This is a genomic window from Kocuria nitroreducens, assembly GCF_042879195.1.
Lineage (GTDB): Bacteria > Actinomycetota > Actinomycetes > Actinomycetales > Micrococcaceae > Kocuria > Kocuria nitroreducens.
Genome location: NZ_JBHZTC010000007.1, coordinates 108,344 through 121,268, shown reverse-complemented (window position 1 = coordinate 121,268; position 12,925 = coordinate 108,344). Strand labels below are relative to the sequence as shown.

General features: G+C 72.0%; 12 protein-coding genes, 1 tRNA gene and 1 other RNA gene. 6 read left to right on the top strand and 8 right to left on the bottom strand.

The genetic code is table 11. The annotated features are described in order from the left end of the window. Positions 1-7 precede the first annotated feature (7 nt). A complete protein-coding gene (locus ACFYE1_RS06615; RefSeq protein ID WP_387741176.1) occupies positions 8-781 on the bottom strand; it encodes a YaaA family protein in 774 nt (257 codons plus the stop codon). Between the two features lie 154 nt (positions 782-935). Here ACFYE1_RS06615 and rnpB point away from each other — a divergent pair. After that, positions 936-1,329: RNase P RNA component class A (rnpB, locus tag ACFYE1_RS06610), an RNA gene on the top strand. Positions 1,330-1,386: 57 nt separating this feature from the next. On the opposite strand, the gene ACFYE1_RS06605 is transcribed toward rnpB, so the two are convergent. Together ACFYE1_RS06605 and ACFYE1_RS06600 are read right to left on the bottom strand one after the other, a co-directional pair. Beyond that, a complete protein-coding gene (locus ACFYE1_RS06605; RefSeq protein WP_387741174.1) occupies positions 1,387-2,121 on the bottom strand; it encodes a zinc ribbon domain-containing protein in 735 nt (244 codons plus the stop codon). Further along, entirely contained in the window at positions 2,118-3,065 is a 948-nt protein-coding gene (locus ACFYE1_RS06600) for a Nif3-like dinuclear metal center hexameric protein (protein WP_387741172.1), read from the bottom strand. Before ACFYE1_RS06600 ends, ACFYE1_RS06605 begins: the two co-directional genes overlap by 4 nt. Before the next feature lie 94 nt (positions 3,066-3,159). On the opposite strand from ACFYE1_RS06600, the gene msrA reads away from it, so the two are divergent. The 3 genes from msrA to epsC all read left to right on the top strand — a co-directional run bounded on the left by msrA (position 3,160) and on the right by epsC (position 5,579). Continuing rightward, entirely contained in the window at positions 3,160-3,759 is a 600-nt protein-coding gene (msrA, locus tag ACFYE1_RS06595; RefSeq protein WP_387741170.1) for a peptide-methionine (S)-S-oxide reductase MsrA, read from the top strand. Positions 3,760-3,893: 134 nt separating this feature from the next. After that, positions 3,894-4,829 (top strand): cysteine synthase A, encoded by a 936-nt coding sequence (gene cysK, locus ACFYE1_RS06590; protein ID WP_387741168.1) that lies wholly within the window; start codon positions 3,894-3,896, stop codon positions 4,827-4,829. Positions 4,830-4,994: 165 nt separating this feature from the next. Continuing rightward, the gene (epsC, locus tag ACFYE1_RS06585) at positions 4,995-5,579 is read left to right on the top strand and encodes a serine O-acetyltransferase EpsC (RefSeq protein ID WP_387741166.1); all 585 of its coding nucleotides are present in this window, start codon (positions 4,995-4,997) and stop codon (positions 5,577-5,579) included. 122 nt (positions 5,580-5,701) lie between these two features. On the opposite strand, the gene gndA is transcribed toward epsC, so the two are convergent. Then, complete coding sequence (gene gndA, locus ACFYE1_RS06580) at positions 5,702-7,159, bottom strand: NADP-dependent phosphogluconate dehydrogenase (protein WP_387741165.1); 1,458 nt, start codon at positions 7,157-7,159, stop codon at positions 5,702-5,704. Positions 7,160-7,334: 175 nt separating this feature from the next. On the opposite strand from gndA, the gene ACFYE1_RS06575 reads away from it, so the two are divergent. After that, positions 7,335-7,622: a hypothetical protein gene (locus tag ACFYE1_RS06575; RefSeq protein ID WP_387741164.1), complete on the top strand. Its 288-nt coding sequence runs from the start codon at positions 7,335-7,337 to the stop codon at positions 7,620-7,622. A gap of 41 nt (positions 7,623-7,663) precedes the next feature. On the opposite strand, the gene ACFYE1_RS06570 is transcribed toward ACFYE1_RS06575, so the two are convergent. The 4 genes from ACFYE1_RS06570 to ACFYE1_RS06555 all read right to left on the bottom strand — a co-directional run bounded on the left by ACFYE1_RS06570 (position 7,664) and on the right by ACFYE1_RS06555 (position 9,714). After that, positions 7,664-7,739: transfer RNA gene (locus tag ACFYE1_RS06570), tRNA-Val, on the bottom strand. A 130-nt stretch (positions 7,740-7,869) separates the two neighbouring features. Next, positions 7,870-8,772: a Sir2 family NAD-dependent protein deacetylase gene (locus ACFYE1_RS06565; RefSeq protein WP_387741163.1), complete on the bottom strand. Its 903-nt coding sequence runs from the start codon at positions 8,770-8,772 to the stop codon at positions 7,870-7,872. Between the two features lie 31 nt (positions 8,773-8,803). Next, positions 8,804-9,262, bottom strand: coding sequence for a peroxiredoxin (locus ACFYE1_RS06560; protein WP_387741162.1), 459 nt, complete (start codon positions 9,260-9,262; stop codon positions 8,804-8,806). A gap of 35 nt (positions 9,263-9,297) precedes the next feature. After that, positions 9,298-9,714 carry a DUF3052 domain-containing protein gene (locus ACFYE1_RS06555; RefSeq protein WP_387741160.1) on the bottom strand — a complete coding sequence of 139 codons (417 nt, stop codon included), beginning with the start codon at positions 9,712-9,714 and terminating at the stop codon, positions 9,298-9,300. A gap of 439 nt (positions 9,715-10,153) precedes the next feature. Between ACFYE1_RS06555 and aceE the strand changes: the two genes are divergently transcribed. Continuing rightward, positions 10,154-12,892, top strand: a complete 2,739-nt coding sequence (aceE, locus tag ACFYE1_RS06550) for a pyruvate dehydrogenase (acetyl-transferring), homodimeric type (protein ID WP_387741159.1) — start codon at positions 10,154-10,156, stop codon at positions 12,890-12,892. Positions 12,893-12,925 lie beyond the last annotated feature (33 nt).

Sequence of the window (12,925 nt, the reverse complement as noted above, 5' to 3'; positions counted from 1 at the left end):
CCCCGGCTCAGTCCTCGGTGCGCACGACGACGAGCTCGCCGGCAGAGCGGGCCGTGGGCTCCGTCAGCTCGGCGTGCCAGCGCTCCCGCGCCGCCGCGAGCAGCTCCTGCGGCGTCTCCGGGCGCACGCCCTCGGCGGCGCGCTCCACGAGGTGGCGGGCGAGGAGCCCGCGGGTGTGCTTGGCCATGTGCGAGACGACCTGGCGCCTCCCGTGCCGTTCCCGGACCACCTTCACCCCCACGGTCCGATCGCGGGGACCGCGCCACGCCGCCGCGTAGGCGGCCGAGCGGCAGTCCACGACGAGCCCGTCGCCGGCCGCGGGCTCCAGCCCCGCCGGGAGGTGGCGCTTCCAGTGGGCCGCGAGCCTGCCGAGCCCCGGCAGTTCGGCCCCCATGGACAGGCGGTAGGCCGGGATCCGGTCGTCGGGGCGCACGGCGCCCCACAGCGCCGAGACGACGACGAGGGCGGCCCCCGCGGCGGCCCGCTGCGCCCCGGTCATCCCGGCCGGGTCGAGAGCGTCGTAGAGCACCCCGGTGTAGACGCTCAGGGCCGGTGCGGCGGGCTCCGCGCCCAGACGGGTGTTGCGCTCGACCTCGCCGCGCAGCCGCTCCCCCACGCCCAGCACCTCGAGCGCGTCCCTGCGGGCGCTCGTCGCAGCCAGCTCGGCGAGCACCTGCTCCCGGGCGGCCGTGAGCTCGGGGAAGGACAGGACGGCGGGGTCGACGGGCGCACCGGGGCCGGGAGCGGTCTTGGTCTCGGAGGGCGGGAGGAGGATCAGCACCCGCAGAAGTCTAGTGACCCGTGAGGGCTCCCGCGCGCGCCGGCGGGACCTGCTCGGGGCACACCGGCGGCCGGGCGCCGGCCGGTCAGGGCCCACCGGTGGCCGGTCGGGCCGGTCCGGGCGCAGCGGCCCGGCGGGTAGGATGGGCGGCGGACAGGTCGGCCGGGTGACCGCGGGCCGCGCAGCTCCGGCTGCCGCGACCCGAGGAAAGTCCGGGCTCCGCAGAGCAGGATGGTGGGCAACGCCCACTCGGGGAGACCCGCAGGAAAGTGCCACAGAAAACAGACCGCCCGCCCCCGGTCCGTCCGGGCGGCGGGTCAGGGTGAAAAGGTGGTGTAAGAGACCACCAGCGCGCCGGGTGACCGGCGCGGCTCGGTAAACCCCATCCGGAGCAAGGCCAGACAGGGTGCGTCCGAGGGCTGCTCGCCCGAGCACCCGGGTAGGCCGCTCGAGCCCACCGGCAACGGTGGGCCTAGATGGATGGTCACCAGCACGGCACGGGCGACCGGCCGTGCCCACAGAACCCGGCTTACAGGCCGGCCTGTCCCCCGCTCCCCTCCCAGTGCCCTCCGCGGCTCCGCGGCAGCGGGAGGCCGCAGGAGGCCTCAGGAGCGGACGAGGATCACCCCGCACTCGGGGCACACGAGCACCTCGTCCGGGGCCGCCGCCCGGAAGGTCGCGGCGTCCGTGGGGCTGAGCGCCGTTCCGCAGGACCCGCACGCGGTGCCCCTCAGCTCCGCGGCCGCCGGCCGCTCGGTGCCGCGCCCCGTCCGGATCTTCTCGTACCGCGCCAGCAGCGCGGGACGTCCCACGCCCTCCGCGGCGGTGGTGCGCGCGCCGGCCAGCTCGCCCCGCTCGGCCGTCAGGGCACGACCCTCCGCGTCCCGGGCCTCGACGCGCCGCCGCGCCTCCGCGTCGGCCTCCTTGAACCGCGGTGTGATGCGGGCGCGGTGCGCGACGGCGTCCTCGAGCTCCTGCAGGACCTCCAACTCCGCCTCCTCCGCCTCGCCCAGCTGCCGGGTGCGGGTGTCGATCTCGTGCTGCAGGCCCATGAGGTCCTTGGCGGAGCCGCCCTGCTCGAGGCGCCGGCGGTCCTTCTCGATCGATGCCTGGATGCGGGCGACCTTCTGCTCCGCGGCGGCCAGCCGGTCGCGGATCGCCTGCTCGCCGGACTCGAGCTCCTTGGCGGTGGCGATCGCCCGGGCGCGGAGCTGCAGCGCGGAGGCGACCTCGGGGTCCGTCTGCAGCTCCGCGATGCGGGCGGCGATCCGGCGCAGCCGGGCGTGGACCCGCTCGAGCTCCAGCAGGGCTCGTTGCTGCTCGGGCGTGGCGGTGCTCATGCGGGTCCTCCTGCGGTCGGTGCGGCGGCGTCTGCGCCGGGGTCGGGGACGGAACGGTCGTGGTCGTGCTCGGGGTGGTCGATGCGGAAGTCCCACGGGTCGGAGCGCCGGTCGGAGACGTCGACCCGGACGTCGTGGCCGCGCGCGGCCAGCGCTTCCCGCAGCGCGGCGGCGCCCACGGGCAACCACAGCCACTCGCTCGCGAAGTGGGAGAGGTCCACGAGGTACGGGGTGCCGTCGGCCCCGGGGCCCACCGCGGCCTCGCGCGCCTCGGACGCGGGGTGGTGCCGCAGGTCCGCGGTGACGTAGACGTCGGCCCCCGCGGCCCGCACCTCGTCGAAGAGCGAGTCCCCCGCTCCCCCGCACACCGCGACGCGCCGGACGAGCGCGTCGGGATCCCCGGCCACGCGGACGCCGTGGGCGGTGGGCGGCACGGCGTCGGCCAGGCGCCGCACCAGCTCCCGGAGGCGCACGGGCCGCGCCAGGTCCCCCACGCGACCGATGCCCACGGCCGGGTCGGCGGGGTGCGGGGCGAGGGGCGTCGCCGTCGTCAGTCCGGCGGCCCGCGCCACGGCGTCCGAGACGCCGTCCGGGGCGGAGTCCGCGTTGGTGTGGCAGGCGAGCAGAGCGCACCGGTGCTCGATGAGCTCGTGCACCACGGCGCCCTTGAAGCCGTCGGCGGCCACGGAGGTCACGCCGCGCAGGAGCAGGGGGTGGTGGGTGACCAGCAGGTCGGCACCGGCGGCCACGGCCTCGGCGACGACGTCGGCCACGGGGTCCACCGCGAACAGGATCCGGCGAACGGGCTGTTCCGGGCGGCCGGTGACGAGCCCGCTGGCGTCCCAGGGCTCCTGCAGGCGCAGGGGCCAGAGCTGCTCGACGGTCTCGAGGACCTCCGACAGGGAGGGGGCGGGCCCGGGCGGGGACGTGCTCTGCTCGCTCATGCGCCCCAGTTTAGGAGTCCCCTCCGTGCCGTTCGCCGAGGCGGGCTCGGTGACCGAGCGGGAATGAAGCGGGCCGTGCGGTGTTGTACGGGTCATGGCCTTCCCCGCGCACGACGACGCCCACCTTGTCCCCGATCCGCGCCCCGCCGCCGAGGACCCCGTCACGACCGAGACCTTCGTGCTCGCGGGCGGGTGCTTCTGGTGCCTCGACACCGTCTACCGGATCACCCGGGGAGTCACCTCCGTGGTCTCCGGGTACACCGGTGGCGACCCCGGGCGCGCGACCTACTACGAGGTGTGCTCAGGCACGACCGGGCACGCGGAGGCCGTGGCCGTGACGTTCGACCCGTCGGTCGTGCCGGCGGACGTGATCCTCGACCTGTTCTTCACCGGTCACGACCCCACCACCCTCAACCGGCAGGGCTACGACGTGGGCACCCAGTACCGGTCCGCAATGTTCTGGGCCGACGAGGCCCAGCGAGAGCTGTTCGAGCAGTCGATCCGCCGGACCCAGCCGGCGTGGGACCAGCCGATCGTCACGACGCTGGAGCCCCTGGGCACGTTCTGGGAGGCTGAGCCGGAGCACCAGGACTTCTACGCCGAACAGCCCTGGAACGGCTACTGCCAGGTGATCATCAACCCCAAGCTGGCGAAGGTCCGGAAACGTTACTCCGCGTGGCTCACCGCGCAGTAGCGGTTGCGGGGCGTGGCTAGGCTGAGCTAGGACCGCGCCGCCGCGGGCCCCCCAGAGCACCGGCGGCCACAGCACCACACGAGCTCCACCCAGATCCGACAGAGAACCGACCACGCAGAAACCGAGGTACGCACATGCCGAAGATCTACAACGACGTCACCGAGATCGTGGGCCGCACCCCGCTCGTCCACCTGAACCGGCTCGACGAGGGGCTGCCCGGCAACGTCGCCGTGAAGCTGGAGTTCTACAGCCCGGCCAACTCCGTCAAGGACCGCATCGGCGTGGCCATCATCGACGCCGCCGAGCAGTCCGGCCAGCTGAAGCCGGGCGGGACGATCGTCGAGGGCACCTCCGGCAACACCGGCATCGCCCTGGCCATGGTCGGCGCCGCCCGCGGCTACAAGGTCATCCTGACCATGCCCGAGACCATGTCCACGGAGCGCCGGGTCATGCTCCGCGCCTACGGCGCCCAGATCGTGCTCACCCCGGGCGCGGAGGGCATGCGCGGCGCCGTGGAGAAGGCCCAGGAGATCGTCGAGAGCACCGACAACGCGGTCCTGGCCAGCCAGTTCGCCAACAAGGCCAACCCGGCGATCCACTACGCGACCACGGGCCCCGAGATCTGGGAGGACACGGACGGCCAGGTCGACGTGTTCATCTCCGGCGTGGGCACCGGCGGCACCATCACGGGTGCGGGCCGCTACCTGCGCGAGCAGAAGCCGGACGTGCGCCTCGTCGTCGTCGAGCCCGCCGACTCGCCCCTGCTCACCGAGGGCAAGGCCGGTCCGCACAAGATCCAGGGCCTCGGGGCGAACTTCATCCCGGACATCCTGGACCGCGAGATCTACGACGACGTCTACGACGTGACCGTCGAGGACTCCGTGCGGGTCGCCCGCGAGCTCGGCACCAAGGAGGGCATCCTCGGCGGGATCTCCTCGGGCGCCATCGTGTGGGCGGCTCTTCAGGAGGCGGCCAAGGAGGAGAACCGGGACAAGCTGATCGTGGCGATCGTGTGCGACTTCGGCGAGCGCTACATCTCCACCCTGCTCTACGAGGACATCCGGGGCTGAGCCGCGCCACGGACCCGGGCCCACGACCCGCCCCCCACCGGGAATAGCGCCGCCTGCCGGTGACGTTGCCCCCGTGGTGGGCGGGTCGTTCCCGTCCGCGCCCCCTCACGTCCCGCCGGTCCCGGCGGGACTCGTCCCCCGCCACCGGAAGAACAGAGGAAGACCGTGAGTTTTCGGAGCAGACTCGCCGAGGACCTGCAGACGGCCCGGACGCACGACCCGGCCGCCCGCTCCCGGGTGGAGATCGCCCTCAACTACTCGGGTCTGCACGCCATCTGGGTCCACCGCCTGTCCCACCGGTTGTGGCAGCACCCCGACCGGCGGCTGCTGGCCCGGACGGTCTCCCAGCTCGGCCGCTTCCTGACGGGCGTGGAGATCCACCCGGGCGCGACCATCGGACGCCGCTTCTTCATCGACCACGGCATGGGCGTGGTCATCGGGGAGACCGCCGAGATCGGCGAGGACGTGATGATCTATCACGGGGTGACCCTGGGCGGGCGCTCCCTGGAGAAGGTCAAGCGGCACCCCACCGTCGGCGACCGCGTCGTCATCGGCGCCGGCGCGAAGATCCTGGGCCCCGTGGAGGTCGGCGCCAACTCCGCCGTGGGCGCCAACGCCGTGGTGGTCAAGGACGTGCCGGAGGACTCGATCGTGACCGGGATCCCCGGCAAGGTCCGCCCGCGCACCCCCGAGAAGCAGCAGCCGCTCGTGGACCCCTCCACCTACATCGACCCCGCGATGTGGATCTGAGCCCGTCCCGCTCGGCCGGTGCGCACGAGGACGCGGCAGGTGCTCCCTGCCGGCCCTGACGGCGCCGGCCGGCCGCCCCCGTGGTGGGGGCGGCCGGCCGGCGCGGTGGTGAACCGTCTCCGCTAGGAGACGACCTCGGAGCGGTCCCCGCTCCACAGGGTGTGGTAGACGCCCTCGGCGTCGTCGACGCGCCGATAGGTGTGCGCGCCGAAGAAGTCGCGCAGCCCCTGTGTCAGGGCCGCGTTGAGCCGGGGCCGGCGCAGGGAGTCGTAGTAGTTCAGCGTGGTGGCGAACACCGGTGCAGGGATGCCGCGCTCCACGGCCCGGGCCACGACGCGCCGCCAGGACGGCAGGGCCTCCTCGATCGCGGCGACGAACTCCGGGGCGAACAGCAGGTTCAGCGGCTGCTTGTCCCCCTTGTACGCCTCCATGATGACCTCGAGCAGTTCGGCCCGGATGATGCAGCCCTCCCGCCACAGGCCCGCGATGGTCGCGAGGTCCAGGTCCCAGTCGTACTCCCGGCCGGCCATGGTCAGCATGTCGAGGCCCTGGGCGTAGCTGACCAGCTTCGAGGCGTAGAGCGCCTTGCGCACGTCCTCCACGAACTCGGGGTCGTGCACGACGTCCTCGGTGGTGCCCCCGACGCCGGCGGGCAGCACGCGCTGCGCCTCGAGGCGCATGTCCGGCTCGGCGGAGGACAGCGCCCGGGCGAAGACGGACTCGGCGATCGCCGTGACCGGGGAGCCGAGCTCGAGGGCCTCCTGGACGGTCCAGCGGCCGGTGCCCTTCTGCCCCGCGGCGTCGACGATCACGTCGATGAGGGGCTCGTTCGTGCGGGCATCGACCTGGCGCAGGACGTGCGCGGTGATCTCGATGAGGTAGGAGGCCAGCTCGGTGCGGTTCCACTGCTCGAAGACGTCGGCCTGCTCGGCCGGCTCGAGCCCGGCGACGGAGCGCAGCAGCTCGTGCGCCTCGCCGATGACCTGCATGTCGGCGTACTCGATGCCGTTGTGCACCATCTTCACGAAGTGACCGGCGCCGTCCGTGTCGATCCAGGCGCAGCACGGCGTGCCGTCCTCCGCCTTCGCCGCGATGTCCTCGAGGAGGGGGCCGAGCGAGTCGTAGGACTTGCGGGGGCCACCGGGCATGATGGACGGCCCGAGAAGGGCGCCCTCCTCACCGCCCGAGACGCCGACGCCCACGAAGTCCAGTCCCTTCTCGGCGAGCTCGCGCTCGCGGCGCCGGGTGTCCTGGAAGTACGAGTTGCCGCCGTCGATGATGATGTCGTCCTTCTCGAGCAGCGGCACGAGCTGCTGGATGACGGCGTCCACGGGGGCGCCGGCCTTCACCATCACGAGGATGCGGCGGGGAGTCTCCAGGGCGTCCACGAGCTCCTGGAGGGTCTCCGTGCGGATGAACGTCCCCTCGTCGCCGTGGGCGTCGAGCAGGGCGTCGGTCTTCTCGACGGAGCGGTTGTGGAGGGCGACGGTGTATCCGTGCCGGGCGAAGTTGCGGGCGAGGTTCGCGCCCATGACCGCGAGGCCGGTGACCCCGATCTGAGCTTTCTGTTCTGCTGCCATGCCCCCAGCCTACAAACTCCGGGAGGGCCCTCCGTCCGGTGCCCGCGTGTTGCCGCGGCTCGCCGGGCGCACACGCGTGTCCTTCGGGGGAGAACCCGCGTCACAATCACCGCGCACCGCGCCGGGGCTCGTACATTTGCACTAGTGCTACTGCACGAGAACCTTGGGGGTCGGCATGGACGCGTGGAAAAGAACACTGCTGGGGGCCGCGGCCTGCGCCGTGCTGTGGTCGGGTGCCGGGCTCGCACCGGCTGCGGCGGCCGCGGACGACAGGGTCGACCTGGTCCTGGGCACCAAGGTGGTGCTTGACGAGGCGACGATCGCCCAGGCCACCGAGGGAGCGGCCAGACTGTGCGGGGGCACGTCCGCCGGCTACGTGAAGCAGGCCCGGAACGCCGCTCGCACGGGCAGCATCGTGGTCCTCTGCACCCGGCTCGGGGGCAAGCAGGTGTACTTCCGCTAGCCGTGGCCGCACGGGCACCCGCGGCTGGCGCGCATCGCCGGTGGTGGGTCCTACCGGGATCGAACCGATGACATCCACGGTGTAAACGTGGCGCTCTACCAGCTGAGCTAAAGACCCTGACAACCGGGTGGGCGGTTTTCGCAACCGCCGGCACCCGGTTCCCGAACAGACTACCCGTCGTGCCGGACCGGTGCCCACCGGGTGCAGGCCTGCGCCCGCATGGCGTTCACCACACCCGTCGGCCGTCCTACGGCCGGGCGAGTCGCTGCGCGAGCCCCACCAGGAAGTCGGTCACGGACGCGTCGACCTTCAGCCGCGCCGCGGCGTCCCCCCGGGTTCGCCCGTGGTTGACGATCACCACCGGCACGTCGGCGCGCACGGCGTGCCGGACGAAGCGGCGCCCCGAGTTCACGGTCAGGGACGATCCCACGACCAGCAGCGCGTCGGCGGCATCCACCATGCGCAGCGCGCGCAGCACCCGGTGCCGGGGCGCGTTCTCCCCGAAGAACACGACGTCGGGCTTCAGGATCCCGCCGCAGACCGGGCAGTCCGGCACCCGGAAGCCGGCCGTGCTGGGCACCAGGGCGTCGGCGTCCGGGGCGAACTCGATGTCATCCGGGGACGAGATCGAGTCGTAGAAGCCGGCGTTGAGCTCGTCGAACAGGTCGGAGAGCACGGCCCGCGGGATGAGAGTGGCGCAGCGCAGGCACCCCACCTGCGTGTAGCGCCCGTGCAGGTCCACGACGTTGAGGGACCCCGCGGCCTGGTGCAGGCGGTCGATGTTCTGGGTGACCACGCCCGTGACGGACCCCGACTCCTCGAGGCGGGCGAGGGCCGCGTGACCGGGGTTGGGCCGGGCACGGGCCAGGTGGCGCCACCCGTACTGGTTGCGCGCCCAGTAGTGGCTGCGCATGGCGGCGCTGCTCATGAACTCGTCGAAGGTCATGGGAGTGCGCGGGGTGGAGCCGGGGCCGCGGTAGTCCGGGATCCCGGAGTCCGTGCTGATGCCCGCGCCCGTCAGGACGGCGGTCCGCCGGCCGCCCAGCAGCGCGGCCGCCTCCGCCAGGCCGACCTCGAGCCCGGTGGCGTCCGGATCGGGGAACTGGTCGGGGTGCTCGGGAGCGCCGTAGCCGGCGCGGACGGTGGGCATCGGTGCTCGATCGGGACCGGGCCGGCGTGGCTCAGCCGTGCAGCTTGGTGAGAGCGGTGCGGTAGGCCCCGATCTCCCGCGGCGTGCCGCGCTCGGACCGGAAGGCGTCGACGGCGACACCCTGCGCATCCAGCACGAACGTGGCCCGCTCCGCCAGACCGGCGACTGGGTCGAACACCCCGTAGCGCTGGGCCACCTCCCCGTGGGGCCAGAAGTCGGAGAGCAGGTCGAAGTCGAACGACTCCTCACGGGCGAACGCCCGCAGCGTGTACTTCGAGTCCACCGACACCGCGAGCAGTTTCACCCCTGCGTCGTCGAACACGGGGAGGCTGTCCTGCAGCCGGCAGAGCTCGCCGGTGCACACCCCGGAGAAGGCGAACGGGTAGAACACGATCGCCACGGGGCGGCCGCGGAGAGCGCTCAGGGTGACCGGCTCGCCGAACTGGTTGTTGAGGGTGAAGTCCGGGGCGGGGGCGCCGATCTCGAGCATGCGTGGTCTCCTGGGATGGGGTCCGTGTCGCCCGGTCAGACGTTGCGCTTGGGCATGAGCCGGGTCGCGGCCCAGTCCGCACTGACTCGTGCGGAGGTGGTCACGTGCAGACCCGCCGTGGGGGCGGCCTCCTGGACCTCTGCGGGCGGCACGTATCCGTCCCGCCCGGCCTTGGGGGTCAGCACCCACACCACGCCGCCGTCCTCGAGGGTGGTCGTGACGTCCACCAGGGTGTCCACGAGGTCCCCGTCGCCCTCACGGAACCAGAGGAGCACGGCGTCGACGACCTCCTGGTCGTCCTCGTCGAGCAGGTCCGACCCGATCACTTCCTCGATGCCGTCCCTCAGGTCGAGGTCGACGTCCTCGTCGTACCCGAACTCCTGGATGTAGTCGCCATCCTTGAAACCGAGCTGGACTACCGCGTCACCCGCGGTGGTCTTGGCCTCGCTCACTGTTCATGCTCCTTCTGGGATCGGGCCGACGAACGACGACCACGCACTGCGTACCGGTGCTGGGCTCCGCCTGCCCGTCGGCGGACCGCGGGGGCACGGTGGCGGGCCGGATACCGGCTTCACCGTCCAGACAACACCGGATCAGGGACTCTTTCAAGCTCCCGCACGGTGAGCGCCCTCGAATCGTGGGGTGACACTCCGTGTGACGGCCCGCCCCGGGTGTGGAAGCATGGTCCCCACAGACACCCCGCACGCCCGGGACGGCCCCGACGGCGCGATCCGCCCGACGGGCCGGCTGCCGGACGTCCGCCCCTCCCGGGTGGCGTCCGGACAGCGGAACGGGCAACGGGTATTTTGAGACTGTCGGACGACCCGGCCGCGTCCTCGCGCGCGTACCCGCCCGGGTTCCGTCGGGCAACTCGACGAAGAGAGGTTGAACGTGCCTTCATCCAGCAACCACCACATCCTCAGTGGCTTGACCAACAACCTGAAGGACTCCGACACCGAGGAGACCCGGGAGTGGATCGAGTCCTTCGAGGGCCTGATCGAGACGCAGGGCACGGAGCGGGCGCAGTACATCATGCGCGCCCTCCTCCAGCACGCCGGCGCGAAGAGCGTGGGCGTGCCGATGGTCACCACCACGGACTACGTGAACTCGATCCCGGTGGACCAGGAACCGGAGTTCCCGGGTGACGAGGACATCGAGCGGCGCTACCGAGCGTTCCTGCGCTGGAACGCCGCCGTGATGGTGCACCGGGCGCAGCGCCCGGAGATCGGGGTCGGCGGGCACATCTCCTCCTACGCCGGCGTGGCGACCCTCTACGAGGTCGGCCTCAACCACTTCTTCCGCGGCCCGGAGCATCCCGGCGGCGGCGACCAGGTCTTCTGGCAGGGCCATTCGGCACCCGGCAACTACGCGCGCGCCTATCTCGAGGGCCGGCTCACCGAGGAGCAGCTCGACGGCTTCCGGCAGGAGAAGACGAAGGCCCCCAACGGGCTGCCCTCGTACCCGCACCCGCGCTCGATGCAGGACTTCTGGCAGTTCCCGACCGTGTCCATGGGCATCGGCCCGATGAACGCGATCTACCAGGCCCAGTTCAACCGCTATCTGCACAACCGCGGGATCAAGGACACCTCCGACCAGCACGTGTGGGCGTTCCTGGGTGACGGCGAGATGGACGAGCCGGAGTCGCGCGGCCTCCTGCAGCTGGCCGCCAACGACAAGCTGGACAACCTCACGTTCGTGATCAACTGCAATCTCCAGCGCCTGGACGGGCCGGTGCGCGGCAACGGCAAGATCGTCCAGGAGCTGGAGGCCTTCTTCCGCGGCGCCGGCTGGAACGTCGTCAAGGTTCTTTGGGGCCGCGAGTGGGACGACCTGCTCGCCAGGGACGAGGACGGCGAGCTCGTGCGGATCATGAACGAGACCCTCGACGGCGACTTCCAGACCTTCAAGGCCGAGTCCGGCGGGTTCATCCGCGACCACTTCTTCGGCAAGTCCCCGGCCACCAAGGAGCTCGTCGCGGACATGAGCGACGACGAGATCTGGGAGCTCAAGCGCGGCGCGCACGATTACCACAAGGTCTACGCCGCCTACAAGGCCGCGACCGAGCACGAGGGCCAGCCGACCGTGGTCCTGGCGCAGGGCGTCAAGGGCTACGGCCTGGGCAGCCACTTCGAGGCCCGCAACGCGACCCACCAGATGAAGAAGCTGACCCTGGAGGACCTCAAGGTCTTCCGGGACCACCTGCGCATCCCCGTCTCGGACGAGGAGCTGCAGAGCGACCTCTACGGCGCCCCGTACTACCACCCCGGCAAGGACTCGCCCGAGGTGAAGTACCTGCTCGAGCGCCGGAAGGAGCTCGGCGGCTTCGTCCCGGACCGCCCGCACGAGCAGCACGAGATCGCGCTGCCGTCCGACGCCGCGTACAAGTCCGCGAAGAAGGGCTCCGGCAAGCAGATGGCGGCCACCACCATGGCCTTCGTGCGGATCCTGAAGGACCTCCTCCGGGAGAAGGAGTTCGGCCACCGGATCGTCCCGATCGTCCCCGACGAGGCCCGGACCTTCGGCATGGACTCGTTCTTCCCCACGGCGAAGATCTACAACCCCAACGGGCAGAACTACCTCTCCGTGGACCGCGAGCTGATGCTGGCCTACAAGGAGTCCCCACAGGGCCAGATCCTGCACGCCGGGATCAACGAGGCCGGTTCCGTGGCGGCGTTCACCGCCGCGGGCACCGCCTACGCCACCCACGGTGAGCCCATGGTGCCGGTGTACATCTTCTACTCGATGTTCGGGTTCCAGCGCACCGGCGACTCCTTCTGGGCCGCCGCCGACCAGATGACCCGCGGGTTCATCATCGGCGCCACCGCCGGGCGCACCACGCTCACCGGCGAGGGCCTCCAGCACGCCGACGGCCACTCCCCGCTGCTGGCCGCGACCAACCCCGCGGTCATCCACTACGACCCGGCCTACGGCTACGAGATCGCCCACATCGTGCGCCGCGGCCTCGAGCACATGTACGGCACGGGGGACGAGGACCACAACGTCATGTACTACGTGACGGTCTACAACGAGCCCTACCAGCAGCCGGCCGAGCCGGAGGGCGTCGACGTGGAGGGCATCCTCAAGGGCATATACCTGCTGAAGCCCGCCGAGAACGAGGGGCCCCGCGCCCAGCTGCTCGCCTCCGGCGTGGCCGTGCCGTGGGCGCTCGAGGCCCAGCAACTGCTTGCCGCGGACTGGGGCGTCTCGGCCGACGTGTGGTCGGTGACCTCGTGGGTCGAGCTCCGCCGCGACGGCCTGGCCGCCGAGAAGGAGGCGTTCCTCAATCCCGGTGACGGGACGCGGACCCCGTACGTGGCCCAGCAGCTGGCCGGGGCCACGGGCCCGGTCGTGGCGGTCTCGGACTTCAGCGCGGACCTGCCGGACAAGATCCGCCAGTTCGTCCCGAACGAGTTCGCGTCCCTGGGCGCCGACAGCTTCGGCTTCTCGGACACCCGCGCCGGCGCCCGCCGGCACTTCAAGATCGACTCCCACTCCATGGTGGTCCGTGCCCTGGAGATGCTCGCCAAGCGCGGCGAGGTCGACTGGCGCGCTCCCGGCGAGGCGATCGAGAAGTACGCGCTGAACGACGTCACCGCCGGCACCTCCGGCAACGCGGGCGGCGACGCCTGAGCCCAGCCCTCCGGTGCACCACGGCGCCCCGCC